This window comes from Sphingorhabdus sp. 109, from assembly GCF_902506555.1.
Classification (GTDB): Bacteria; Pseudomonadota; Alphaproteobacteria; order Sphingomonadales; family Sphingomonadaceae; genus Parasphingorhabdus.
Genome location: NZ_LR732707.1, coordinates 1331285 through 1353853, shown reverse-complemented (window position 1 = coordinate 1353853; position 22569 = coordinate 1331285). Strand labels below are relative to the sequence as shown.

Annotated in this window: 21 protein-coding genes; 14 read left to right on the top strand and 7 right to left on the bottom strand. The window is 58.8% G+C overall.

Annotated features, from left to right (window positions below; translation table 11 throughout):
• Window positions 1-215 precede the first annotated feature (215 nt).
• Complete coding sequence (locus BOSE62_RS06485) at window positions 216-413, bottom strand: DUF1192 domain-containing protein (RefSeq protein ID WP_159643440.1); 198 nt, start codon at window positions 411-413, stop codon at window positions 216-218.
• Between the two features lie 130 nt (window positions 414-543).
• Here BOSE62_RS06485 and BOSE62_RS06480 point away from each other — a divergent pair, with 130 nt between their 5' ends.
• The 6 genes from BOSE62_RS06480 to BOSE62_RS06455 all read left to right on the top strand — a co-directional run bounded on the left by BOSE62_RS06480 (window position 544) and on the right by BOSE62_RS06455 (window position 6174).
• Complete coding sequence (locus BOSE62_RS06480) at window positions 544-1524, top strand: NAD(P)H-quinone oxidoreductase (RefSeq protein ID WP_328799761.1); 981 nt, start codon at window positions 544-546, stop codon at window positions 1522-1524.
• A gap of 25 nt (window positions 1525-1549) precedes the next feature.
• Entirely contained in the window at window positions 1550-1969 is a 420-nt protein-coding gene (locus tag BOSE62_RS06475) for an NUDIX hydrolase (protein WP_159643436.1), read from the top strand.
• A gap of 94 nt (window positions 1970-2063) precedes the next feature.
• Window positions 2064-2981, top strand: coding sequence for a UDP-2,3-diacylglucosamine diphosphatase (locus tag BOSE62_RS06470; RefSeq protein WP_159643434.1), 918 nt, complete (start codon window positions 2064-2066; stop codon window positions 2979-2981).
• The gene (locus BOSE62_RS06465) at window positions 2978-4042 is read left to right on the top strand and encodes a glycosyltransferase family 4 protein (RefSeq protein ID WP_159643432.1); all 1065 of its coding nucleotides are present in this window, start codon (window positions 2978-2980) and stop codon (window positions 4040-4042) included. The genes BOSE62_RS06470 and BOSE62_RS06465 overlap by 4 nt, the downstream gene beginning before the upstream one ends.
• Window positions 4043-4195: 153 nt before the next feature.
• A complete protein-coding gene (locus tag BOSE62_RS06460) occupies window positions 4196-4879 on the top strand; it encodes a DUF1013 domain-containing protein (protein ID WP_159647928.1) in 684 nt (227 codons plus the stop codon).
• A 176-nt stretch (window positions 4880-5055) separates the two neighbouring features.
• The gene (locus BOSE62_RS06455; protein ID WP_159643430.1) at window positions 5056-6174 is read left to right on the top strand and encodes an MBL fold metallo-hydrolase; all 1119 of its coding nucleotides are present in this window, start codon (window positions 5056-5058) and stop codon (window positions 6172-6174) included.
• On the opposite strand, the gene BOSE62_RS06450 is transcribed toward BOSE62_RS06455, so the two are convergent.
• A complete protein-coding gene (locus tag BOSE62_RS06450; RefSeq protein WP_159643428.1) occupies window positions 6171-7457 on the bottom strand; it encodes a TCR/Tet family MFS transporter in 1287 nt (428 codons plus the stop codon). The genes BOSE62_RS06455 and BOSE62_RS06450 overlap by 4 nt on opposite strands.
• A 97-nt stretch (window positions 7458-7554) precedes the next feature.
• Between BOSE62_RS06450 and BOSE62_RS06445 the strand changes: the two genes are divergently transcribed.
• Window positions 7555-9234 carry a long-chain-fatty-acid--CoA ligase gene (locus BOSE62_RS06445; RefSeq protein WP_159643426.1) on the top strand — a complete coding sequence of 560 codons (1680 nt, stop codon included), beginning with the start codon at window positions 7555-7557 and terminating at the stop codon, window positions 9232-9234.
• Between the two features lie 21 nt (window positions 9235-9255).
• Here the strand turns inward: BOSE62_RS06445 and BOSE62_RS06440 are convergent, their stop codons facing one another.
• Entirely contained in the window at window positions 9256-10416 is a 1161-nt protein-coding gene (locus tag BOSE62_RS06440) for a GGDEF domain-containing protein (RefSeq protein ID WP_159643424.1), read from the bottom strand.
• A 166-nt stretch (window positions 10417-10582) separates the two neighbouring features.
• Here BOSE62_RS06440 and BOSE62_RS06435 point away from each other — a divergent pair, with 166 nt between their 5' ends.
• On the top strand, window positions 10583-12562 hold the full coding sequence (locus tag BOSE62_RS06435; RefSeq protein ID WP_159643422.1) for a lipoxygenase family protein: 1980 nt from the start codon (window positions 10583-10585) through the stop codon (window positions 12560-12562).
• Window positions 12563-12613: 51 nt separating this feature from the next.
• Here the strand turns inward: BOSE62_RS06435 and BOSE62_RS06430 are convergent, their stop codons facing one another.
• Window positions 12614-13906: an NADH:flavin oxidoreductase/NADH oxidase family protein gene (locus tag BOSE62_RS06430; protein WP_159643420.1), complete on the bottom strand. Its 1293-nt coding sequence runs from the start codon at window positions 13904-13906 to the stop codon at window positions 12614-12616.
• Between the two features lie 228 nt (window positions 13907-14134).
• Between BOSE62_RS06430 and BOSE62_RS06425 the strand changes: the two genes are divergently transcribed.
• The 3 genes from BOSE62_RS06425 (at window position 14135) to BOSE62_RS06415 (ending at window position 16835) form a co-directional block, all read left to right on the top strand.
• Window positions 14135-14527, top strand: a complete 393-nt coding sequence (locus BOSE62_RS06425; protein WP_159643418.1) for a hypothetical protein — start codon at window positions 14135-14137, stop codon at window positions 14525-14527.
• Between the two features lie 87 nt (window positions 14528-14614).
• Entirely contained in the window at window positions 14615-15961 is a 1347-nt protein-coding gene (locus BOSE62_RS06420) for a TldD/PmbA family protein (protein WP_159643416.1), read from the top strand.
• 85 nt (window positions 15962-16046) lie between these two features.
• Entirely contained in the window at window positions 16047-16835 is a 789-nt protein-coding gene (locus tag BOSE62_RS06415) for an inositol monophosphatase family protein (RefSeq protein ID WP_236553880.1), read from the top strand.
• On the opposite strand, the gene BOSE62_RS06410 is transcribed toward BOSE62_RS06415, so the two are convergent.
• From BOSE62_RS06410 to crtY, 3 genes are read right to left on the bottom strand one after another with little or no spacing between them, the layout of a single operon-like run.
• Window positions 16832-17767 carry a phytoene/squalene synthase family protein gene (locus BOSE62_RS06410; protein ID WP_159643414.1) on the bottom strand — a complete coding sequence of 312 codons (936 nt, stop codon included), beginning with the start codon at window positions 17765-17767 and terminating at the stop codon, window positions 16832-16834. The genes BOSE62_RS06415 and BOSE62_RS06410 overlap by 4 nt on opposite strands.
• 5 nt (window positions 17768-17772) lie before the next feature.
• Complete coding sequence (locus BOSE62_RS06405; RefSeq protein WP_159643412.1) at window positions 17773-19284, bottom strand: phytoene desaturase; 1512 nt, start codon at window positions 19282-19284, stop codon at window positions 17773-17775.
• Between the two features lie 13 nt (window positions 19285-19297).
• Entirely contained in the window at window positions 19298-20470 is a 1173-nt protein-coding gene (gene crtY, locus BOSE62_RS06400; protein ID WP_159643410.1) for a lycopene beta-cyclase CrtY, read from the bottom strand.
• 110 nt (window positions 20471-20580) lie between these two features.
• Between crtY and BOSE62_RS06395 the strand changes: the two genes are divergently transcribed.
• From BOSE62_RS06395 to BOSE62_RS06385, 3 genes are all read left to right on the top strand, one after another.
• On the top strand, window positions 20581-21345 hold the full coding sequence (locus BOSE62_RS06395; RefSeq protein WP_159643408.1) for a sterol desaturase family protein: 765 nt from the start codon (window positions 20581-20583) through the stop codon (window positions 21343-21345).
• Complete coding sequence (locus BOSE62_RS06390; protein WP_159643406.1) at window positions 21317-21745, top strand: DUF2141 domain-containing protein; 429 nt, start codon at window positions 21317-21319, stop codon at window positions 21743-21745. The genes BOSE62_RS06395 and BOSE62_RS06390 overlap by 29 nt, the downstream gene beginning before the upstream one ends.
• A 70-nt stretch (window positions 21746-21815) precedes the next feature.
• Complete coding sequence (locus tag BOSE62_RS06385; RefSeq protein ID WP_159643404.1) at window positions 21816-22526, top strand: HD domain-containing phosphohydrolase; 711 nt, start codon at window positions 21816-21818, stop codon at window positions 22524-22526.
• The last annotated feature ends 43 nt before the right edge of the window (window positions 22527-22569 follow it).

The window sequence follows — 22569 nt, the reverse complement described above, 5'->3', positions numbered from 1 at the left end:
GCGGTTCATCCGGTTCCGGGCTTTAACCAATGACTTGCTTTCTAGATCGTGCGCCGCGCCCCAAAGATCAAGGGCGCCGGGCTTGTGATCTGCATCCATCCGGCCAAAGCTGCCAGTTTTTCGTCCCGCTTCTCCTATACGGTCCAAAATGAAACGTCTGAACCCGACTATTATTAAACAAGGTTAACAAATGCTTTAGCGAAAGCCAGCCTTTATCACTTTTTGAACAGATTTTCCGCGCTCGCGCGATGGCTTACCGCGAAGCTTTTCTTGGCTTCGCAACGGCTTATTTCCGATTTCAAAAGCGAAATCCGCTGGTCCAGTTCGTCCACCGACAACGGATCGAGATCCTGTTTGACCAATAAGGCCACGGGGTCGTTGGCGTTGCGGGGTAAATCCTCGTTATCATCCATGAATCGACAAACCTCCTGCATCGCAATGTTGACCGCCCGTGCTTTGCTGTCAATAAGGGCCGGGATTAAGGGAGCTCGCAAATTTCCTGGGGGACAATCAATGCCTGTATCTGAACTGTTGCAAAAAGAGATGACCGCTATCGCAATCAGCGAGCATGGCGGACCGGAAGTCCTGAAACCGGTGACCGTTGAAGTCCCTGAACCCAAGCCGGACGAGGTGCTGATCCGGGTCGCGGCCGCAGGCGTAAACCGGCCCGATGTGGTTCAACGCATGGGCTTTTATCCGGTACCGCCCGGTGCTTCGCCGCTGCCCGGACTGGAAGTGTCCGGAACCGTTGTTGCGATGGGTGAGGGTGTCGGGCCGGAATGGATCGGCCGCAGGATTTGCGCTCTGACCAATGGTGGCGGCTATGCCGAATATTGCGTTGCCCCGGTGGGACAATGTCTCGAGGTACCCGACAGCCTGACCATGGAAGAGGCAGCCGCGCTGCCGGAGACCCTGTTCACCGTATGGGGCAATCTGTTCAACCGCGGCTTCGCGCGTGAAGACGAAACCGTGCTGGTCCACGGCGGCACCAGCGGCATCGGCACAATGGCGATCAAGCTTGGCAAGCTGTTCGGTCTCAAGATGATCGTGACCTGTGGCAGCGACCAGAAATGCACCGCCGCCAAGCAGATCGGCGCCGATCATGCGATCAATTACAAGAGCCAGGATTTTGTCGAGGAAATCAAGAAAATCACCGACGGGCAGGGCGTCGAAATCGTGCTCGACATGGTGGCCGGCGATTATGTCGCGCGCAATCTGCAATGTCTGAAGGAAGACGGCCGTCATGTGACCATCGCGGTGCAGGGCGGGTTGCAGGCAACCATAAACATGGCGCACGTCATGATGAAACGGCTGACCCTGACCGGTTCGACGCTGCGACCACAGTCGGCCGAGCGCAAGGCGCTGATGGCGGACGAAATCTATCGCTATGTCTGGCCGGATGTCGAGGCGGGCAAGCTGAAACCGGTGATGGACGAATGTTTCCCGCTGGCCGATGCCGCCAGGGCGCACGCCCATATGGAAGCGGGTGACCATATCGGCAAGATCGTCCTGAAGGTCGAATAGAAGCAGCAATCGGGATGATATGGGGATGACCGGCGAGCCTGACTTTCATGGCGCCAAGGTCGCCCTGTTCATCGATGATCATATCCTGGTCTATCGCCGCGACAACCGGCCGGATATTCCCTTTCCCGATATGCTCGATCTGCCCGGTGGCGGACGCGAAAATGGCGAGAGCGGTGCGGAATGCGTCGCGCGTGAGACATGGGAAGAATTCGGCATAAGCATCGCGGTCGCCCGCTTCGAGCCGGTTCAATCCTATCCGAACTGGCGCGGCTCGGGTCATCAGGCTCTCTTCTTCGTCTGCCGCCTGTCGCGGGAGATACTGGACGACATTAAATTCGGCGACGAGGGGCAGGGCTGGACCACTATGCCGGTCGCCGAATTTCTGGCGACCGATCAGGCTGTTCCGCATCTCCAGACCCAGGTGCGATTATATCTCGAAGCCTGACTTTTCCGTCACCAAAGCTTCATAAATTCGGGACTTTGCTGTAATATACGACTGCTAGGGGCGGGGCCATGGGATAGTCTCCATGGGAGTTTTTATGGCCAAATATTTTCCCCCCTTCAACAAAGCTGATGTTCCGCTGCTCGATGTCGATCGCTACGAGGCGCGGCTCAAACGCAAACCCAGCGTGTCGGCAAGCGAACGGACCCGTTACCGGACGATCTGGATATCCGATATCCATCTCGGCACCCGCGGCTGCAACGCGGATCTGTTGATCGATTTTCTCGACCATGTCGACAGCGACACCCTCTATCTGGTCGGGGATATCATCGACGGCTGGCGGCTGAAGAAGAAGTTTTTCTGGCCGGACGGTCACAATGATATCATCTGGCGGATATTGAAACGGGCGCGGCGGGGGACCCGCATCGTCTATATTCCCGGCAATCACGACGAGATGTTTCGCCAGTTCACCGGGCTGAATTTCGGCGGTGTCGAAATCCGGCGGTCGGCGATCCACGAGACGGCTGACGGGCGGCGCCTGCTGGTCCTGCACGGCGACGAATTCGATACGGTGATGCTCGCGCATCGCTGGCTCGCTGTTATCGGCGACGCTGCCTATGTGTCGCTGATGCGGGTCAACTGGCTGGTCAACAAGGTCCGCAACTGGTTTGACCTGCCTTACTGGTCGCTTTCCAAAATGGCCAAGCACCGGGTCAAGAACGCGGTTGAATTTATCGGGCGTTATGAGGAAACCGTGGCCAAGGCTGCGGAAAGTCGCGGCGTCGACGGCGTTGTCTGCGGCCATATTCATACCGCCGAGCACCGTGTGATCAAGGGCGTCGAATATTATAATGACGGCGACTGGGTCGAAGGATGCACGGCGCTGGTCGAATGCGACGACGGCACGATGCAAATCCTGCATTGGGCCGATGAAGTCAACGCACGCAAGGGGCGCGAGGAGCGACCGGCCAGGCTGGTGTCGGTCGACGGCAATGGCATGGACCAGGCGGCATGAAAATCGCGCTGGTGACCGATGCGTGGCATCCGCAGGTCAATGGCGTCGTTCGAACCCTCGATATGGTGGTCACATTGTTGCGGGCCAGAGGGCATGAGATATTGGTGATTTCGCCCGATCAGTACCGGTCTGTTGCCGCGCCCAGCTATCCGGAAATCCGGCTGGCCTTTGCCCGGGCCCGAACCATTGGCAGGCGCATAGCGGATTTTGGCGCGGATGCTGTCCATCTCGCCACCGAAGGCCCGCTATGCATCCAGGCCCGGCGCTGGTGTCGCCGCAACAATCATCCTTTTACAACGGCTTATCATACACAGTTCCCGGAGTATATCGCACGACGCACGAAGTTGTCACCGCGTCTTTTCTGGCCCTATATCCGCTGGTTCCACCGGGCGGCGGAAGCAATCATGGTTTCGACCCAGAGCGTCCGTGACCAGCTGAAGCGCGAAAGTCTGTCCCATGTCCATCATTGGAGCCGCGGCGTCGACCTCGCAAATTTTCACCCCGACGCGGCTCGGCCGCCGGAATATGAACATCTCGTGCGGCCGATCCAGCTCTATGTCGGGCGGGTGGCAATCGAGAAGAATATCGAAGCTTTTCTCGACAGCAGTGAGCCGGGCACAAAGGTTGTGGTCGGCGATGGGCCGGCGCTGGAAGGACTGCAGGCGCGCTATCCCGGGGTGCATTTTGCCGGCAGAAAATCCGGTCAGGAACTGGCTGGCTATTATGCCGGCGCGGATGTTTTTGTCTTCCCCAGCAAGACCGACACCTTCGGTCTGGTGATCATCGAGGCGCTGGCCAGCGGCACGCCGGTTGCGGCCTTTCCGGTAACCGGCCCGGTCGATATCCTGACGCCGGAAAGCGGCGTCATGCACGATGACCTGAATCTGGCTATCCGGAATGCCCTGGCTCTGGATCCCGTCGATTGTATTGCCCTTGGCGCCCGATATAGCTGGGATGCAAGCGCCAGCCAGTTTGTCAGCGGGCTGGTATCGCAGGACCAGCGCGTCGATTGCCACATGTCCCGCAGGATCCTCGCAAAGGCAATATTTGCGCGGGTTTAGCCAAATATCTTGCCGACTCCCTCCGGATAACCTACATAGGCTCCCAACAGGCCGTCTCCGCAAGGGGGCGGCCCTTTATTTTTATAGTATCGCTGGCACAAAAACGCCAGTTATCAGAAGGATGCCATCATGGCCGAACAAGCAACCCCTCTTATGCCGCATGCAACCGCCAGCTGGCTTGTGGACAATACGGCGCTCAGCTTTGACCAGATCGCCGAATTTTGCGGTATTCATATTCTCGAAGTCAACGCGATGGCGGATGATCTCGCCAGCTCCAAATATACCGGACGCGATCCGGTGCAGGCGCACGAACTGACCCACGAGGAAATCGAGAAAGCAGAGAAAGACCCGGATTACCGCATGGTTATCCAGAAAGGTCCGGAGCAGGTACGCCGCACCAAGGGACCCCGCTATACGCCGGTTTCCAAGCGTCAGGACAAGCCCGACGGGATTGCCTGGCTGCTGCGCAATCATCCGGAAATTTCCGATGCGCAGGTCGGCAAGCTGATCGGCACAACCCGGACCACGATCAGCGCAATCCGCGATCGCGAGCATTGGAATATCGCCAATATCTCGCCCAAAGATCCGGTGACCCTGGGCCTCTGCTCGCAGCGAGAGCTCGATGCCGTGGTTGCCAAGGCCGCCAAAAAGGCCGGTATCGAACCGGATATCGCCGATGACGCCAAATTGGGCGGTGACAAGGAAGCGCTGATTGCCGAACTGCAGGAAGAACGGGCGCAGGCGGTCCGCGATGCCGAAGCCGCGCTGGCGGGCGAGGGCGAGGAAGAAGCCGCACCGGTCGAACATACTGCAGAAACGCTGTTCAAGGACCGCTGAGCAACAGGTCTGGCTTCGCGCCGCAATACAGGAATATTGAAAGAGTCGGTGCAGAAGCGCCGGCTTTTTCCGTTTGCGCAGAACGCATTGCGGGTTTTTGTCCTATCAAAAACAGGGTTTAACTAACCGGTTAAACTGCCTTGCGCTTGTCCGGACGATAGGTCTATGATCAATCCATGGATGCACCCCGAAAACCGCCTGCCTATGACGCCATGCTCGCCGATCACGGCTTTGATCCGATTGAATCGGATGGACTGACCTATCCGCTCGGCGACTATGAACCGAAATTCGGCGAATATTTTGAACTGATGCCCGGCATCGGCTGGACCCGGACGCCGGTGCCCGGGCCGCTTGGCCATATCAACAACTGGGTGCTCGCCGACCGGCATGCTGATGGCAGCACCGGCTTTGCGATAGCCGATACCGGACTGTTCATGCCGCAGGTGATCGACGCCTGGAAACATCTGTTCGACGAGGGCGCGCTGCACGGGCAGAGCGCCACCAAGATCATCGTAACCCATTATCATCCCGACCATGTCGGCTGCGCCGGCTGGCTGGCCAATCGGTTCAAGGCGCCCTTGCACATGAATCGCACCGAGTGGCTGCTGACCCGCATGCTGCTGGCCGACAAGCGCGATGGCGTGCCGCAGGAGGCACTCGACGAGTGGCAATTTTGCGGCTGGGAACAGCCTCTGATCGACGATTTCGCCAAAAAAGGCTGGGGCCGTTTCGCCCGCGCCGTGTCCGACCTGCCAATCGGCCATATCCGCATGGAAGAGGGCACTAGGCTCAAAACCGGCGATCATGAATGGCGGGTAATGATCGGCAACGGCCACACCCCCGAACATGCCTGCCTGATCGACGACAGCGCCAAGGTGATGATTTCCGGCGACCAGATTTTGCCGCGGATCACGTCCAATATCTCGACCATGCTCAGCGAACCGACCAGCGACCCGCTGGGCGAATGGCTGGCCAGTATCGACCGGTTCCGCGCGGAACTGGACAATGATTTGCTCATTCTGCCCGCCCATGGCCGTCCGTTTCTCGGTGCGCATCAACGGCTCGATGCGCTGGCCGAGCGGCATAATGAAGCGCTCGATGATCTGGAACAGGGGCTGCGCGAAAGCCCCAAGCGCGTGGTCGACAGCTTTCCCTATCTGTTCCGCCGCCCGATCACTCCGGACGTCATCGGCATGGCCAGCGGCGAGGCAATGGCGACGCTCCGGCATCTCGAATATACCGGCCGCGCCCGTCTGGAAATGAAGGATGGCACCGCCTGGTATAGCGCTGCCTAGCTGGTGATCGACCTGGCGTCGACCGGTGGCTCGACCTCGTCGCTGGAGCAGTGCATTGCATAGCCACGCAGGAAAACGCCCAGCGCGACGAGAGAAACAATCCCGGCCAGACCGAAGGGGGCTCCGGGCAGATAATAGAGAGATCCAGCCACGGTGAAAGCGGCGAACACGCCAGCAAACAGTGGCGGTCCGATCACCGAGGCGGTGCTTTGCAGACTGGCGACCGCGCCCTGCAATTCGCCTTGCGTCTCGTCCGACACGGCGTTGCTCATCAGCCCGTTGATCGACGGCTGGAACAATCCCTGCAGTGATCCGACCGGTATCGCGATGAAGATCAGCCAGCCCTGCTCGGGACCGGCCACGACATAGAATATCGAACTGGCGGCCATGGATATCGCGCCGAGAATGACCGCATTGCGTTCGCCGATCCGCGGGATCAGGACGCGGATCAGCAGGCCCTGGACGATGGCGGCACCGACGCCGACACAGGCCAGCGCCATGCCCACGGTCCACTCGCTCCAGCCAAAGGCTTCGATCGCATAAAAGGCAAATATGATCGGGTAGACGACATGGGCTGTCATCCAGATGGTCAGTGCAGATGCATACCACAGAACAATCCTGTTCTGGCCGCTCAGGCCTTTCAGCGCGACCAGCGCATTGGCGCGGGCCAGCTTGAAAGGCCGCCGTTTTTCGGCCGGCAGGCTTTCCTTGAGCAAGAAATAGCCGAACAGCAGATTGAGCGCAGCGAGCGCGCTGGCTGCGAAAAAGGGCAGGCGGGCGCCATATTCACCCAATAGGCCGCCGAGCGCCGGTCCGATAATGAAACCTAGTCCGAAGGCTGCGCCGATCAGGCCAAAATTCTGCGCCCGTTTTTCGGGCGGGGAGATGTCGGCAATATAGGCATAGGCGGTGCTGAAACTGGCGCCCATGATGCCGGCGATGATCCGCGCGGCGAAGAGCCATATTATCGAGGCGGCAAATCCCATCAGCAAATAGGCGATGGCATAGCCGCCCAGCGCGCCGAGCAACACCGGACGCCGGCCGAAACGGTCGGACAGATTGCCGATCACCGGACCAAAGACAAATTGCATCGCCGCATAGGCAAAGGCGAGCCAGCCGGCATAGACGGCCGCATCGGATATCGTGTCGCCGGTGATGCTGGTGATCAGCTTCGGCAGGACCGGCATGATGATGCCAAAGCCCAGCATGTCGATGAGCACAACGAGAAACACGAAGACCAGAGATGATCGGCCGGCGGCAGGTTGGGGAGCGGATTCGTTCATGGGCTTTGCCCTCTACACCCGAAGCCGCCGAAAAGGGAGCCATTTAGCGGCGCAATTTCCATTGTCAGACCAGCCGGTATCACTTACATGAATGTCAATGACAGACAGCAATTCCGACCAGCCACCGATCTGGAAATCGCATTATAATCATCCCACGCCCTGGGATCAGTTTTACTCGCCCCTGTCGATGCCCGGCATGTTTTTCCGCTCTGCCGGCCGGCGCGGGGAGGCCAATCTGCTTGATTTTATGGGCCGCAAATATAGCTATAGCGAAGTTGCGGCCGGCGTGGTCCGCGTGGCCAAGGGGCTGCAGGACATGGGGATTGGCAAGGGCGACCGGATCGGCCTGTTCCTGCCCAATGTGCCGCATTATGTGAGTGCCTATTACGGTGCGATGGCAATCGGCGCGACGGTCGTCAACTTCTCGCCGCTCTATACGGTGGAAGAACTCAATCATCAGGTAGAGGATAGCGGAACAAAAATTCTGTTCACGCTATCGGCTACCGCGCTGTTCCCGACCGCTTACAAGGTGCTGGAACAGTCAAGCCTCGAACGGCTGGTGGTCGGCAGCATCGCCGGGGCGCTGCCGGCGGGAAAGTCGCTGTTCTACTCGCTGTTTCGCCGCAAGGAGAGCAGTCCGCAACCCGAAGATGAGCGGATCACCACTTTTTCCGACCTGATCGATAATGATGGCGTTTACAAGGCGCCCAATATCCGTCCGGAACGGGATATCGCCCTGCTGCAATATACCGGCGGCACCACCGGTACGCCCAAGGGCGCGATGTGCAGCCATCAGAATCTCACTGCCAACGCGCGGCAGATCAACAATATCGATCCCTATATTGACCAATCCGACCGGCTGATGGGGGTGCTTCCGTTTTTCCATGTTTTCGCCAACAGCGCCGTGCTCAACCGCACGGTCCAGCGGGGCGGCGAAATCGTGATGCTGCCGCGCTTCGACGCGAAGCAGACATTGAAGGCCATCGGCCGGAACAAGATAACCGCCATGCCGGGCGTGCCGACCATGTATCAGGCGCTGCTCGACCATCCGGACATCGACAAGACCGATTTCTCGTCGCTCAAGGTCTGTGTTTCCGGTGGCGCGCCTTTGCCGATGGAACTGAAGACCAAATTCGAGGCCAAAACCGGCGCGAAACTGGTCGAAGGCTATGGCCTGACCGAAAGCTGCGGCGTGGTCAGCGCCAATCCCTACGAAGGGCTCAACAAGCCCGGCACGATCGGCCAGCCGGTCCCCGGCACATTGGTCAAGCTGGTCGACAAGGCCGACCCGACAAAGGCCGCACCGGATGGCGAGCCGGGCGAATTGATTTTCTCCGGACCGCAGGTGATGCAGGGCTACTGGAATCTGCCCGATGAAGACGAGAAGGTCTTTGTCGACGGATTTCTGCGCACCGGTGATGTCGCGACGATTGACGAAGACGGCTATATAAAGATTGTCGACCGGCTGAAGGACATGATCGCGGTTGGGGGTTTCAAGGTGTTTCCGAGCCAGGTCGAGGAAGTGCTGTACAAGCATGAGGCGGTCAGGGAAGCGCTGGTAATCGGCGTCCCCGACGACTATCGCGGAGAGAGCCCGAAAGCCTATGTCTCGCTGGAGCCGGGCAGCACGGTGACCGGCGAAGAACTGAAAGACTGGCTCAACCCGCAGCTGGGCAAGCATGAGCGCGTCGTCGGCGTGGTGGTCCGTGACAGCCTGCCCAAGACGATGATCGGCAAGCTGGACCGCAAGACGCTGCGAGCCGAAGAGCTGGACTAGGGCCGCGGCGCCGGGCCGGGATTATCCGGTAGTGGTGCGGAGTTTTTTGGCTTTCTTTGCCACGAAATGCTGCGCTTTGGCGCTATAGTCTTTCACGGCATAAAGCTGTTTGTCAGCGGCTTCGAGCAGGCTGTTCGCGCTTTTGCCGTCGACCGGCCAGGTGGCAATGCCGATACTTGCCCGTACGCGGATAACATGATCCTGAACGACGCAAGGGGGAACCAGCGCGGCCAGCAAATGGTCTGCGCAGGCCGTGTCGGTAATGGCCGATTCCGGTGACAGCAGAATGGCAAATTCATCGCCGCCCATGCGTGCAACGATGCCGTTGTCGCCGCAGGTCTGGCGGAGACGCCGCGCGACTTCGACCAGCAATTGATCGCCGACCGGATGGCCGAACTGGTCATTGACCGGCTTGAACCCGTCTAGATCCAGCAGGGCAACCGAAAATGGCCGTTCGTGATCACCCCCGTCGATCTGGCGAGCAAGCTTTTCGGCGAGAACCCGGCGGTTGAACAGGCCGGTCAGCGGATCGGTATGCGCCAGTTCGCTCATGTCATTCTGCAGGACCAGCATATGGATGAACTGGTCATTCTGCTGGGTGATCAGCCGGTATAGAAATGTCGTCACCATGATCAGGCTGGCGGCGGCCGACCAGTCGAGGGGATCACCCGACAGCAGCAGGATGATCGTGATCGGCATGATCCCTATGATGATGTTGAGAATTGCCGCGAGCCTGATCGTCGCCAGCGTGTAAATGGTCGTCAGCGAGCCCATGGCGAGGGTGAAGGGATAGAAAAGCTTCATATTCTCCGGTGCGTGGACATAGCTGAGCACGCACCAGATGCTGACGAGACCGCATATGGTGGCGGAAAAAAACGTTGCTTCGGCAATGAATTGCCGGGCCTGGTCCGGGCTGCCCGAAGCGTTGCGGTCCTTGATCAGCGAGATATAGCCGATCAGGCAGCAACTGCCCATGGCGAGCGGCATGCCGTAGCGAATCCACGGTTCGGCGCCGACGCTGGAGGCGTAGAGCACGAAGGGAATGGTCAGGAACATGGCGAGAAAAAGGGCCCGTGACTGATTCTGCAGCCTGGTCGCGCTCAATATCGCGAACTCGTCCCGGACAGCTTCCGGGACCGGCGGTATAAGACGTTTTAAAAACTGTCGGATGAATGACTGCATGCAGCGTTGCTAGCGTCTAAATGTAAACGTCGCGTTAAGCCTGGTAAATTGTGCTGAACCCCAGCTTTTGAAGGGTCTGCAGGGGAAATGTAAAATGCCTGTTTACGGCAAATTAACCAGAAATATTTAGCATGAGCCGGTCTCAAATCCAACGGGGGAGGTCATCATGTCCTTTGAAAATGCCAGCTCGATTATCGCCAGTCACACTGTCTCGGGAGGGCCGGTCAAACGCGGCCCAAGCGATCCCAGCCTGCCACAGAATGACACGCCGGAGCAGCGCGCGCAGCGCCGGGCACAGATCAATGCGACATCGACGCAATATCAGTGGACGACCGATATCGCCAGCCTGCCTGGCGTGCCCCTGGCCACGCATGTTCCGCCCGACGACCAGCCGTCGATCGAATGGTGGTTCAAGGTGCTCGAAGTCAGCATCGCCATACTCGAGAACGTCAAGGCGGTGCTGCTGAAACCGATCTATTCCGGTCTCGACGACGCGGCGAAGACAGTCATTGACGACGCGCTGGCCGATGCCGGCGAGATCAGGTCGAAGGTAGAAGCCCTGCGTGAAAAACACCGCGTGGCCAAAGCTGGTCCGGGCCTCGAAAGCAGCATCGAGGAAGCGGAACAGGGCGCGGACATCGAGGAACTGAAATCGCATGACAGCGCCCTGCGCGACATTCTCACCGTGATTATCGATGTGCTGAAGGCCGAAGAGGTCGCGCATAGCCGTTCGATCGAGGCCTATCGCGATCTGTACCAGACGCTGCCGGTCCCCGGTATCGCCTATACATTCCAGGATGACGACCAATTTGCCCGCTTGCGGGTTGCCGGCCCCAATCCGATGCTGCTGCAGGGGATCGACCGGATGCCCGACAATTTCCCGGTAACAGCCGCTCAATATGCGGCGGTCATGGGGGATGACAGCCTGAGCAAGGCGCTTGCCGAAGGACGGGTTTTTCTCTGCGATTACACCGATCTGGAAGTGCTTGTTGCCGGGGTCTGGAAAGGTCACGCAAAATATGTCTACCGGCCGATGGCGCTGTTTGCCGTGCCGCCGGGCGGATCGTCGCTGAAGGCGGTCGCGATCCAGTGCGGTCAGGACAACAGCCAGTATCCGGTGATGACACCCTCGGATGCCGCGTCGGAAAAATGGGGCTGGGAAATGGCGAAATTTGTCGTCCAGGTCGCCGACTGCAACTATCACGAACTGTTCGTCCATCTGGCCGGCACCCATCTGGTGAGCGAGGCGATTGCCGTGGCGACCCGCCGCAATCTCGCCGAAGTGCATCCGCTCTGGTCGTTGCTGGTGCCGCATTTCGAAGGCACATTGTTCATCAACAATCTGGCGGTCGAAACATTGATCAACAAGGGCGGTCCGATCGACGATTTCTTCGGCGGGACGATCGAGTCCAGCCAGTTGGCCGCCGTCCAGGCGCGCCTGTCTTTTGACTTCTACCGGAAGATGACGCCGGTCGATTTTGCTGCGCGCAAGGTCGCGGATCCGGCGATCCTGCCGGACTATCCCTATCGCGATGATGCCTTGCTGGTCTGGGATGCTATCCACGACTGGGCCTCGCAATATATCAACATCTATTACAGCGATGACGAGGCGGTGACCGCTGACAGCGAACTGGCTCTTTGGGCCTCTTCCATCGCTTCGGAGGGCCATATCGTCGGTTTCCGGCCGATCACCTCCCGGGCCCAGCTGATCGACGTTTGCACGATGATCATCTTCACCGCCAGCGCCCAGCATGCCGCGGTCAATTTCCCGCAGCGCACGCTGATGACCTTTGCGCCAGCGGTGACCGGCGCCGGCTGGACCGCCGCGCCGACCGAGCAGCAGAATCACAACAAGGAAGAATGGCTCGAATATATGCCGCCCATGTCTCTGGGATTGCTGCAATTGTCATCGCTGGAACTGCTGGGTTCGGTCTATTACCGACCGCTCGGCGATTATCGCACCAACCGTTTTCCCTACAAGCCATGGTTCCAGGATCCGGCGATCACCGGTGATGAAGGGCCACTGGCACGTTTCCAGGCCGGGCTACGCGCGGTGGAGTCGCGGATCGTCGCGCGCAACCAGCGCCGGATGCATCCCTATGTCTATCTGCAACCGAGCCAGATTCCCACGAGCACCAATATCTAGGGTGCGGGGCCTTGGCGGGGTCAATCTCCAGAAGCCTGGCGCAGTCCCGGATCAGTCCGGGCTGCGCATGGCCAAAATGCGCTTGTTTCGTTTCTCTACCGCCAGAAATGCCTTGAAAACGCCAAGTTTTGCGTCGGTTTTGCCGCTTTTTCCCAGATTTTCGAGCTGTTCATAGAACCAGAAAATGACCGCGAAACTGGCAACGGCCTTGACCGTCTGGAAACGCATCAGAAAGCCCAGCCAGTCGGGAAGCAGGTGAAGCCTGTCCTCGAACCGTGGCAATGCTTCCAATCCTTCCAGCAATTGCTTCGGCGCATCGGTTATCACGCACATCGGGCGGCCCAGTCCGATCAGGTCGGCAGCACCGTCGGCAAGCGCGGATTCCATCGCTTTCCGGGTCCGGAACCCGCCGGTCACCATCAGCGGCACCTTGACCGCATCCTGCATTGCCTTGGCGAAATCGACAAAATAGGCCTCGCGAGCCTTGGTCGACGGTGCGAGATTCTGCTCCTCTTTTTCCTCGATTCCGTCAGACCCCATCAGCGCCGGCTGTTCATAAGTGCCACCGGAGATTTCCACCAGATCGACACTGGCGTCCTCCAGCCAGCGGACGACCTGCAGGCTGTCCTCGAAGTTGAACCCGCCCTTCTGGAAATCGGCGCTGTTCAGCTTGACCGAAATCGGGAATTCGGGACCGACGGCTGCGCGGGTCCTCGCCACGACCGCGAGCAGAAAACGCGCCCGGTTTTCAAGGCTGCCGCCATAGTTGTCAGTGCGCTGGTTGGATCGCGGGCTGAGAAAGCTGCTCAGCAGGTAACCGTGGGCGGCGTGGATCTGCGCGCCGGTAAAGCCGGCTGTCTGACAGGTTTTGGCAGCCTGGGCGAAGCGGGCGACGAGATCTTCAATCTCGTCGATGGTCAGCGCTACCGGTTCGCCGAACTGGCCTCCGGGCAGGCCGAGCTTGACCGCCGATGGCGCCTTGGGATGTTGGTTGACATTGCTTTGTGTTTGTCTCCCGGCGTGGCTGATCTGTGCCCAGAAATGATTGCCGTTGCGCGTTGCCGCCTGGGCCCAGCTGGCGAGCGCTGCCATCATGGCGTCATCCGCCGGCCGGTCGATGACAACATTCCCCGGCCGTTCCAGATGGTCGCGGTCAATCTGGATATTGCCGCTGAGCAACATGCCCGCGCCACCGTCGGACCATAATCCGTACAACCGCTCCAGTGTCCTTGTCGGCGCCCCGTCCGGCGTGGCCATGCCTTCGGTCATCGCGGCCTTGGCGATCCTGTTGGGCAGGGCGGCGCCACAGGGAAGTGTCAGCGGGTCGGAAAGTGAAACGGTCATGGCAGGGCTCCCAAAATTTGCATTGCTTTTAAAAACTGATTCTGTCCGAAGTCGTAATTTATGGCAAGCAGAAGCGTAATTTTCCGACATATAATGCCGGAAAAACGGACTATTTGGCTTTTCTGATAATTGGGTTATAGTAATATCAGAAATTTGCATGGGGAACAGGATGTTGCACGGGGAAAACGTCCGGCAATCATCGGAGATGTTATTCTGAGGGGAATAGAAATGGTCGCAGCAGCGTCTCGAAATTCGGCAAGCAAGCATCCGGGGCACCATCACGGAAATCCGGATGTCGTCCGCTGGGACAAGAAAATGAGCAACAATTGCGCTGCGGCGTTGCTTGTCTATACGATGATGCAAATCTATTTCGTACTTGGTATGATCGAAACCCAGGGCGTTTCGATCGCCCCCTATTTCGGACTGATCGTACTCGTTGCCATTATCATTCCCTTTTGCCGCAATTTTGAAAAACGCTGGCAGACCATGAGCAGCAGCGGTCTGTCCCATCAAAGCATCGCAGCCAAGTTCCGGATGGACCAGTTGCTTCTGTGGTCATTGACTCTCGGTCTGCCATTTGTCTTTTGCGCCCTGATCAAGGCCGCCGGGACGCTATTCTAGAAACCGGCATTCCAAAACCGGCTTCCTTTCTTTCGCATTCGCGACCAGATCGTTGACCTTGCTGGACGCCATACCTATGTCCAGCTTATGCTAAAACCTACAGAAGCGCAGGATCGCGCCGACGCCCTGATCTCCCAAGCCAAAAAAGCCGGCGCCGATGCGGCGGATGCCATCTATGTATGCGATGCCGCAACGCAGGTGCAGATGCGTCTCGGCAATCTGGAAGATGTCGAAAGGTCCGAAGGCGAGGAAATCGGTCTCAGGGTGTTTGTCGGCAAGCGGTCGGCGACGGTATCCTCCTCCGACATGGATCCGCAGACCCTGTCCGATCTGGTCGGCCGTGCGCTCGACATGGCGAGGGAGGCTCCGGAAGATCAATATGCCGGTCTCGCACCCGAAGAATTGCTGCTGAAAACCGAACCCCATGCGATCGAGGGCGATGACGGGCAGGATCCCGATCCCGAATTTCTGCGCGAACTGGCGCTGAAAGCGGAGGATGCCGCTCGTGCCGTAAAGGGTGTCACCAACAGCGAAGGCGGCGGCGCCAGCGCCGGCCGAAGCATTGTTGCGCTGGCCACCAGCCATGGCTTTTCCGGTGCCTATTCAACCAGCGGCTATAGTCTCTCCGCCAGCGTTATTGCCGGCGAAGGCGATGGCATGGAACGCGATTACGCCTATGACAGCGTGCGTTTTCTCGAAGATCTCGACCCGGCCGAGGATATTGGCAGGGAAGCCGGAGAACGCGCCGTTTCAAGACTGAATCCGGTCAGCTTCAAATCGGGGGCGATGCCGGTGGTTTACGATCCCCGCGTCGGCAACAGCTTGCTCGGTCATTTCATCGGTGCTATTTCGGGAAGCGCCATCGCGCGCAAAACCAGTTTCCTGCTCGATGCGCTCGATAGCCAGGTGTTTGACAGTTCCGTGTCGATCATCGACTGTCCGCATCGCAAGCGCGGTCTCCGCTCCAAGGCCTTTGACGGCGAGGGATTGCCGACTGCGAAAACCAGGCTGATCGACAGTGGCCGGCTGACCCAGTGGATCATGGAAAGCGCGTCGGCGCGCCAGCTTGGACTGCAACCCACCGGCCATGCCTCGCGCGGGGTCGGCGGCGCACCGGGTGTGAGTGTCACCAATCTGCATATGGGCAATGGCTCGGTCAGCAAGGCGGAATTGATCAAGGATATCAAGCACGGTGTCTATATCACCGAACTGATCGGCATGGGCGTCAATCCGGTCACCGGCGATTATAGTCGCGGCGCCGGCGGCTTCCTGATCAGCGACGGCGAGATCGGTCCGCCTGTGTCGGAAATTACCATTGCCGGCAATCTGAAGGACATGTTCAAGAGCCTGGTAGCGGCGGATGATCTGGCATATCGCTATGCCGCCAATGTACCGACCTTGCGGACGGACAGCATGACGGTGGCCGGCGGCTGAGCAAATGCGCTAGTACCGTGACGCCCGGATCAGGCCTATCGCACCGGATAGGCTGGTGACAAGCTTGCACCCGATGGAGACACAATTGGCTGACATAGATTTTGACCGGGTTATCGCGATCGCCAGGGAAGGCGGGGCGCTTGCCATGCGGCAGTGGGCGCTGGGCAAGAAAGAAGCCAATATCTGGGAGAAATCCCCCGGTCAGATTGTTAGCGATGCCGATCTCGCGGTTGACAGCTTCCTGCGCGCAGAGCTGGAAAAGCTGGTGCCATCCGCCGGTTGGCTTTCCGAGGAAACCCATATCGACCATAGCGGGGCCGGTGATGAATTGACCTGGGTGGTCGATCCGATTGACGGGACCAAGGATTATGTCGCGGGCAAGACCGGCTGGTGCGTATCAATTGCCCTCGTCCAGAACGATGCGCCGATATTCGGAGTGCTCGATGCGCCGGCGATGCGGGAAACCTGGGTCGCCAGGGCCGGCAGCCATACCGAGGTCAATGGCCGAAAGCTGGTCGCCAGCTTGCGGTCCCAATATGACGGTTGCCGCATCCCCGCCGAGAGCCTGCCGCCGGACATGAAGTTCACCATTGTGCCAAAGCCGAACAGCATCGCGCTGCGCATGGCGATGGTCGCAGATGACCGGGCCGACGTCGTTGCTTCGACGCGCTGGGGCCATGAGTGGGATATCGCCGCCGCCCATGTCATCGCCACCGAAGCAGGGGCCAGCGTCACCGATGCGCTGGGCGAGCCGCTGGTCTATAACGGCACCCACGGCAAGGCGCTCGGCGTCTTGTGCTGTTCGCAGAATCTTTATCAGGAAGCGGTGCAGCGGATCGGCAAATATGTCAGCGAAAATGGTGCCAGCCGCTAAGCCAGCCGGGTGGTACGCGCTCTCGTCCACAGACCCTGACGGTCCCGTTGCGGTGCACTGAAAAGGGCCTGGCCAAGGGCTTTTAATATCGAGCCCAGTTTCTTGCCCTTGCTTGTATATATCCGGCGCTCGAGCGAAGCGCCGCCGCTTTTTCTGATCGCTCTGGCGATATCGCCATAGATGCCCGTCGCGGCCAGCACCGCCCAGCGCGACCGGAAGGGCAGGCTGGCTGCACCAACCCGCGCAGAGGCTTCATAGTCGCCCGCCAGATCGCAGATCCGGTTGACCAGCAGCACCAGTGCATCCCTGTTCTCGGGCTGCAGCAAATGGTCCGGATCTACCCCGGATTCCGCAAGCCATTTTTGCGGCAAATAGCACCGGCCCGCCTGCGCATCTTCGGCCACGTCGCGCGCAATATTGGCAAGCTGAAAAGCAAGGCCCAGATCGCAGGCGCGATCGAGTATCTCCTGGTCCCGTGACGAGACGCCCATCACCAGTGCCATCATGCATCCGACCGTACCGGCGACATGATAGCAATATTGATATAAGTCTTCTTCCGTTTCCGGCCGCCAGTCTCGTGCATCCAGCGCGAAGCCGTCGATCATGTCATCGGCAAGATATTTGGGAATATGACATTCCTGCGCGACCACACCAAACGCGTCGAAAGGCGGATTGCCGGTTTGCTCGCCGCCATGCGCACGTGCCGTCATCATCCGCATCGCGGCGATGGTTTTTCCCGGATGCGCTACGGTCGACATGCCGTGGCCATGATCCTGGCCATCGGCCAGATCGTCGCAGGCGCGGCACCAGTGATAGAGCAACCACGCTCGTTCGCGGGTCTGTTTCGAAAAGAGCTTCGAGGCCCGGGCAAAGGATTTTGATCCGCGTTCGATACTGTTTCTGGCGTGGAGGACAAGATTCTTGCGGTTCATCGTGGCTATCCGAGATCTTCCAGCATCAGTTCCGCGGTTGCCTTGGCGCTGCCCACCACGCCGGGGATCCCCGCTCCGGGATGGGTGCCGGCGCCCACGAAATAGAGGTTGTTGATGATATCGTCGCGATTGTGCATCCGGAACCAGGCGCTCTGGGTGAGCAGCGGCTCCAGGCTGAACGCGCTGCCGAGATGGGCGTTGAGATCACTGCCGAAATCCTGCGGGGTGTAATGAAAACTTGTGACGATCCGGTCGTGGATATCGGGGATCAGGCGGTGGCCGATTTCATCGAGAATGCGCTTCTCGTAGATCGGGCCCATTTCCTCCCAGTCGATCGGCAGCTTGCCCTGATGCGGGACCGGCGCCAGCACGTAAAATGTGCTATGCCCTTCGGGGGCCATTTCCGGGTCGGTGACCGTCGGATGGTGGAGATAAAGCGAAAAGTCGCTGGGCAGCACCCCATTGTCGTAAATATCCTCGAGCAGCCCTTTATAGCGGGGGCCAAACAGGATCATATGGTGCGGAATGCCCGGCCAGCTGCCCTTCATGCCGAAATGGACGACGAACAGGGAGGGTGAATAAGTCTTTCGTTTCAGCTTGCCGGTGACGGTCGCGCTGCGATGCTTGTGCGTCAGCAGATCGCGATAGCTGTGCATGACGTCGGCATTGGAGGCGACTGCATCAAAGCGTTCGCTCCAGCCCGATTTGCAGGTGATACCGGACACGCGATCACCGATCGTATCAATGCTGGTCACCGGATCATCAAGCCGGATCACCCCGCCGATCCGTTCAAAATGCTTGACCATTGCGGCAACCAGCATGTTGGTCCCGCCCTTGGCGAACCAGACTCCTCCTAGCCGTTCCAGCTTGTGGATGAGGCCATATATCGCGCTGGTCTTCATCGGATTGCCGCCGACGAGCAGGGTCTGGAACGAGAGGAATTCCCGCAGTTTTTCGTTTTTGACAAAGCCGGAAACCTTGGCATAGACCGAACGATAGGCCTGATATTTCATCAGTGCAGGGGCCGCCTTGATCATCGACTTGAAATCGAGAAACGCCTTGGTGCCCAGCTTGACATAGCCTTCTTCGTAGAGCCCGCCGCTATATTCGAGGAATTTCTTATACCCTTCGACATCGTCGGGTTCGATCGCCGCGATATTGGCGTAGAGCTCCTCCGGATCGTTGACATAGTCGAAATTCGTGCCGTCGGGCCAGTTGAGACGGTAGAATGGCGATACCGGCATCAGTTCGATATCCTTCGCCATGTCATGTCCAGTCAGATCCCATAGCTGGGAAAGACAGTCGGGATCGGTGATGACGGTCGGTCCGCCGTCAAAGATAAAGCCTTCCTTTTCCCAATAATAAGCGCGCCCGCCCGGCTTGTCGCGACCTTCCAATATGGTCGTCTGGATACCGGCCGACTGCAGCCGGATGGCAAGCGCCAGGCCGCCGAAACCGGAGCCGATAACGGCGGCTTTCTTGAACAGTTCATTCTGCGATTTGGCGAAATCACTCATCGGACAATCATACTCATCTATATTTCAACAAAAGCGGGATGGCGCGGGACACGGGGATCGGTGGTTTGCCGGTCAGCAGGCTGAGCTTGTCCATTCGGGTGGATTTACCGGAATAGAAACGGGCAAGCAATGACTCGTCCTTGGCATAGGTATGTTGCAGAGTCTTGTAACGTTTTGCCGGATCGGCGCCGAGGAACAGGAAAGCGCAGAGCAGCCGGTAGAATTTGCCGTCCTTCCAATGTTTTTGGGCAAGATTGCGCAGCATTTCATCCAGCTTCTGCTGGTCGATCTCGGGCGTTTCGGCAATCAGCATCGCGGTCCGTACCGCCATCGGAAGCGAATAGCTGGTGATCGGCTGGATCAGCGCCGCCCGCGCCCCGGCGCGCGCGTCGAGCGCCCCGTTGGCCTGCCAGAAAGCATCGAAATCGCCGCCGTAAATGACGGGAAGCTGACCCTTCTCCTCGCTGAGCACCGCTTCGATTTCCCATCCCCGCTGCGCCGCATAGTCGGCAATCCGGCCGTGGGAAGTCGCGCTGTCGAGATCGGGCATGTCGGCATAATAAGTGTCCTCGACAAAAATCTCGGTCTCGCTGAAAGGCAGGCAGTAGACGAACCGGTAGCCGTCAATTTGCTCGACTGTCGCATCCATGATCACAGGACGTTCCAGTCCGTGCGGCCGGCGCAGTTTCAGCATCTGGCCGCAGAATTTCTGCCAACCGGTTTCCAGCGCTGACATATCCCCGCCACCGCGCACATCCAGCACCGCCTTTGCGGTGATTTCTGTACCATCTGCCAGCTGAACCCGGCTGCTTTCCACGCTCTCGGCCCGTTGCCCGCTGAGCAATGCCTCTGGTGGTAATCGCTTTCGCAATTCGGCGTCGAGTTTGACGGATTCGATCGAAAAATAGCCGTTGTTCAGTCGGCGGCTATATTTCGGGAAATGGACGTCATAACCGTCCCATTGGCGAGAGATCAGCGGATCGAGCAGCCAGCGGTGCTCCGGCTCGATGTCACTTTCGAAAAAGGACCAGATATGGTTGCCGCCGAACTGGTTCTCCGCCTCGACCAAGGTGATATGCAGTTCCGGCCGCAATTTTGTCAGAGCAAGCGCAATCAGTCCGCCCGCCAGTCCACCGCCGGCAATCGCCAGATCATATTGCAGGGAGGAGGGCGCTTTCTTCGGCATTACCGTGCCTTAGCCGATGGGGGAAGCAGGGGAAAGCCTGTCTGAAAGCCGGTAGTGATGATAATCTATTATCGCTTGCTCCCGGCCGGTGCGCGCCATATTCCGGTGTCATGAACTATGCGCTTCCCGTGCTGCTATCAGCCGTTGCCATGACGATCATCGTCGGTGGCCGCTATCTGCTCAGCAGCGGCTTTTTTGCCTGGCTGACCGGGCGGGTGCATCCTGGCCAATATGAAACACTGAGACCGCAAATCGGCCGGGAAATTCGCTGGTCACTGCTGTCTGCCGCCATTTATGGCGTGCCTGCGGGTGTCGTTGCATGGGGCTGGCAAAATGCCGGCTGGACCCGAATTTATACCGACCTTAATATGTACCCCTTGTGGTATTTGCCGCTTTCCTTTTTTCTCTATCTTTTTTTGCATGACACCTGGTTTTACTGGACCCACCGGTTGTTTCACCGGCCGAAATGGTTCCGGATCGCCCACGCCGTCCACCACGACAGCCGGCCGCCGACCGCCTGGGCCGCGATGAGCTTTCACCCGGTCGAAGCGATCAGCGGGGCGATTGTCATTCCGGCTCTGGTGATCGCGATCCCGATTCATGTCGGCGTTTTGGGTTTGGTATTGTTGACCATGACGGTTATGGGCGTATCCAATCATATGGGATGGGAAATGTTTCCCCGCTGGATGGTTCGCGGGCAATTGGGCCAGTGGCTGATCACCGCGACCCATCATGAGAAACATCACGAAGCATATCGAGGGAATTATGGGTTGTACTTTCGCTTTTGGGACAAGGTTTGCGGCACGGATATCGGGCTTGCCGATATTGGGGGCCGTTTCGGCGCTTATGCTCGGAACGACCGCGTCCGCAAGTGAAGCACCGGCTGGTCCGGTACCAGGCATCTCGGCCTCGATCGATCTGGCGATCACCGGGCTTCGTTCCGACAAGGGCAATGTGCTGGTATGTCTGAGCGCAAATCCGAAATTTTTCCCGGATTGCAGCAAGGATAAGCAGGCCCGCAAACTCAAGATATCCGCGGTCAAGGCCCAGACCATCCAGATCGCCGACGTGAAGCCGGGAACTTATGCCGTGGCGCTGGTTCATGATGAGAACGCCAATGGGAAAATGGACCTGCGGCTGTTTCTGCCGCGCGAAGGTTTCGGCTTTTCCCGCAACCCTAGGATCGGCATGGGGCCACCGAAATTCAAGTCCGCGCAGTTCACGATCGGCAGCGATGATGCCCATTATGCGGTGCAGATGAAATATATCCTTTAATCGGATCGAAATTAACCGTTACCTAGGACTCTCGCGGCATTCTCCTGAGACCGATCAGGAGCCGCGTATAATGTATCAATCCCGCCATATGCTATTCAACCAGAAAGATGGGACGCAACAGGCCCGCCTGCCGGAGATTGTCGACGCCTTTTTCTTGGCGCTGGATCTCAGCGAGGGACAGTCCGCCGGACCAAGTATTCGCTCCTGCTGGATAGGCATCCAGATAGCAATGGCCAGGGGGATGAAGGGTGATAATCTGCGTGATGTCTGTTGCGCAGTGCTGTTGAAGGAACTTGACGATTACTGGACGGGTGTGGCCGGCGTCGGTGCGCCCGTCCACAGACGGGAGCCGCCGCAGGTTCCGAATGCCGAACATGGCGGCGGGAACAGGCCGGGAAGCAGGGCGCATCGTCGCGTGTACGGATCCGATCTCGCCCGGCAGCCGGACAGTTCAGAAGATGTGGCCATCGCCCTCGCGCATGTCGGTGAACATTGGGACAGCGGTGGTCTGCCGCTTGGACTTGGCGGTCGTGATATCCACATCGCTGCCCGCATTGCCCTTCTGGCGCAGACTGTTGATGATGTGTACAGCGCCCATGGGAGGGAAGCCGCGCTGGCCGAGGTCCGGAACCGGACCGGAAGCTGGCTTGATCCGGAGCTTTGTGTTTTATTCGAGAAATTGTCGGAAGCCAGCGGATTCTGGGAGGAGCTCGCACTCGATGATCTGCCGGAACAATTTTTGGGACTGTTGGCGATGATGGCAGAGAGACAACCGGCCTAGCAAAGCTATGCCTTTCTGGTTTCGGGCTTTATAGCGGGATGGA

What these genes read in the sequence shown, in the direction of transcription:
- BOSE62_RS06480 (WP_328799761.1), top strand. Translation starts at nt 544, where the DNA reads ATGACCGCTATCGCAATCAGCGAGCATGGCGGACCGGAAGTCCTGAAA.
- BOSE62_RS06395 (WP_159643408.1), top strand. Translation starts at nt 20,581, where the DNA reads ATGAACTATGCGCTTCCCGTGCTGCTATCAGCCGTTGCCATGACGATC.
- BOSE62_RS06410 (WP_159643414.1), bottom strand. Translation starts at nt 17,767, where the DNA reads ATGAACCGCAAGAATCTTGTCCTCCACGCCAGAAACAGTATCGAACGC.
- BOSE62_RS06405 (WP_159643412.1), bottom strand. Translation starts at nt 19,284, where the DNA reads ATGAGTGATTTCGCCAAATCGCAGAATGAACTGTTCAAGAAAGCCGCC.
- BOSE62_RS06390 (WP_159643406.1), top strand. Translation starts at nt 21,317, where the DNA reads ATGCTCGGAACGACCGCGTCCGCAAGTGAAGCACCGGCTGGTCCGGTA.
- BOSE62_RS06455 (WP_159643430.1), top strand. Translation starts at nt 5,056, where the DNA reads ATGGATGCACCCCGAAAACCGCCTGCCTATGACGCCATGCTCGCCGAT.
- BOSE62_RS06450 (WP_159643428.1), bottom strand. Translation starts at nt 7,457, where the DNA reads ATGAACGAATCCGCTCCCCAACCTGCCGCCGGCCGATCATCTCTGGTC.
- BOSE62_RS06470 (WP_159643434.1), top strand. Translation starts at nt 2,064, where the DNA reads ATGGCCAAATATTTTCCCCCCTTCAACAAAGCTGATGTTCCGCTGCTC.
- BOSE62_RS06475 (WP_159643436.1), top strand. Translation starts at nt 1,550, where the DNA reads ATGACCGGCGAGCCTGACTTTCATGGCGCCAAGGTCGCCCTGTTCATC.
- BOSE62_RS06420 (WP_159643416.1), top strand. Translation starts at nt 14,615, where the DNA reads ATGCTAAAACCTACAGAAGCGCAGGATCGCGCCGACGCCCTGATCTCC.
- BOSE62_RS06485 (WP_159643440.1), bottom strand. Translation starts at nt 413, where the DNA reads ATGGATGATAACGAGGATTTACCCCGCAACGCCAACGACCCCGTGGCC.
- BOSE62_RS06460 (WP_159647928.1), top strand. Translation starts at nt 4,196, where the DNA reads ATGCCGCATGCAACCGCCAGCTGGCTTGTGGACAATACGGCGCTCAGC.
- BOSE62_RS06465 (WP_159643432.1), top strand. Translation starts at nt 2,978, where the DNA reads ATGAAAATCGCGCTGGTGACCGATGCGTGGCATCCGCAGGTCAATGGC.
- BOSE62_RS06440 (WP_159643424.1), bottom strand. Translation starts at nt 10,416, where the DNA reads ATGCAGTCATTCATCCGACAGTTTTTAAAACGTCTTATACCGCCGGTC.
- BOSE62_RS06435 (WP_159643422.1), top strand. Translation starts at nt 10,583, where the DNA reads ATGTCCTTTGAAAATGCCAGCTCGATTATCGCCAGTCACACTGTCTCG.
- BOSE62_RS06445 (WP_159643426.1), top strand. Translation starts at nt 7,555, where the DNA reads ATGACAGACAGCAATTCCGACCAGCCACCGATCTGGAAATCGCATTAT.
- BOSE62_RS06385 (WP_159643404.1), top strand. Translation starts at nt 21,816, where the DNA reads ATGTATCAATCCCGCCATATGCTATTCAACCAGAAAGATGGGACGCAA.
- BOSE62_RS06425 (WP_159643418.1), top strand. Translation starts at nt 14,135, where the DNA reads ATGGTCGCAGCAGCGTCTCGAAATTCGGCAAGCAAGCATCCGGGGCAC.
- crtY (WP_159643410.1), bottom strand. Translation starts at nt 20,470, where the DNA reads ATGCCGAAGAAAGCGCCCTCCTCCCTGCAATATGATCTGGCGATTGCC.
- BOSE62_RS06430 (WP_159643420.1), bottom strand. Translation starts at nt 13,906, where the DNA reads ATGACCGTTTCACTTTCCGACCCGCTGACACTTCCCTGTGGCGCCGCC.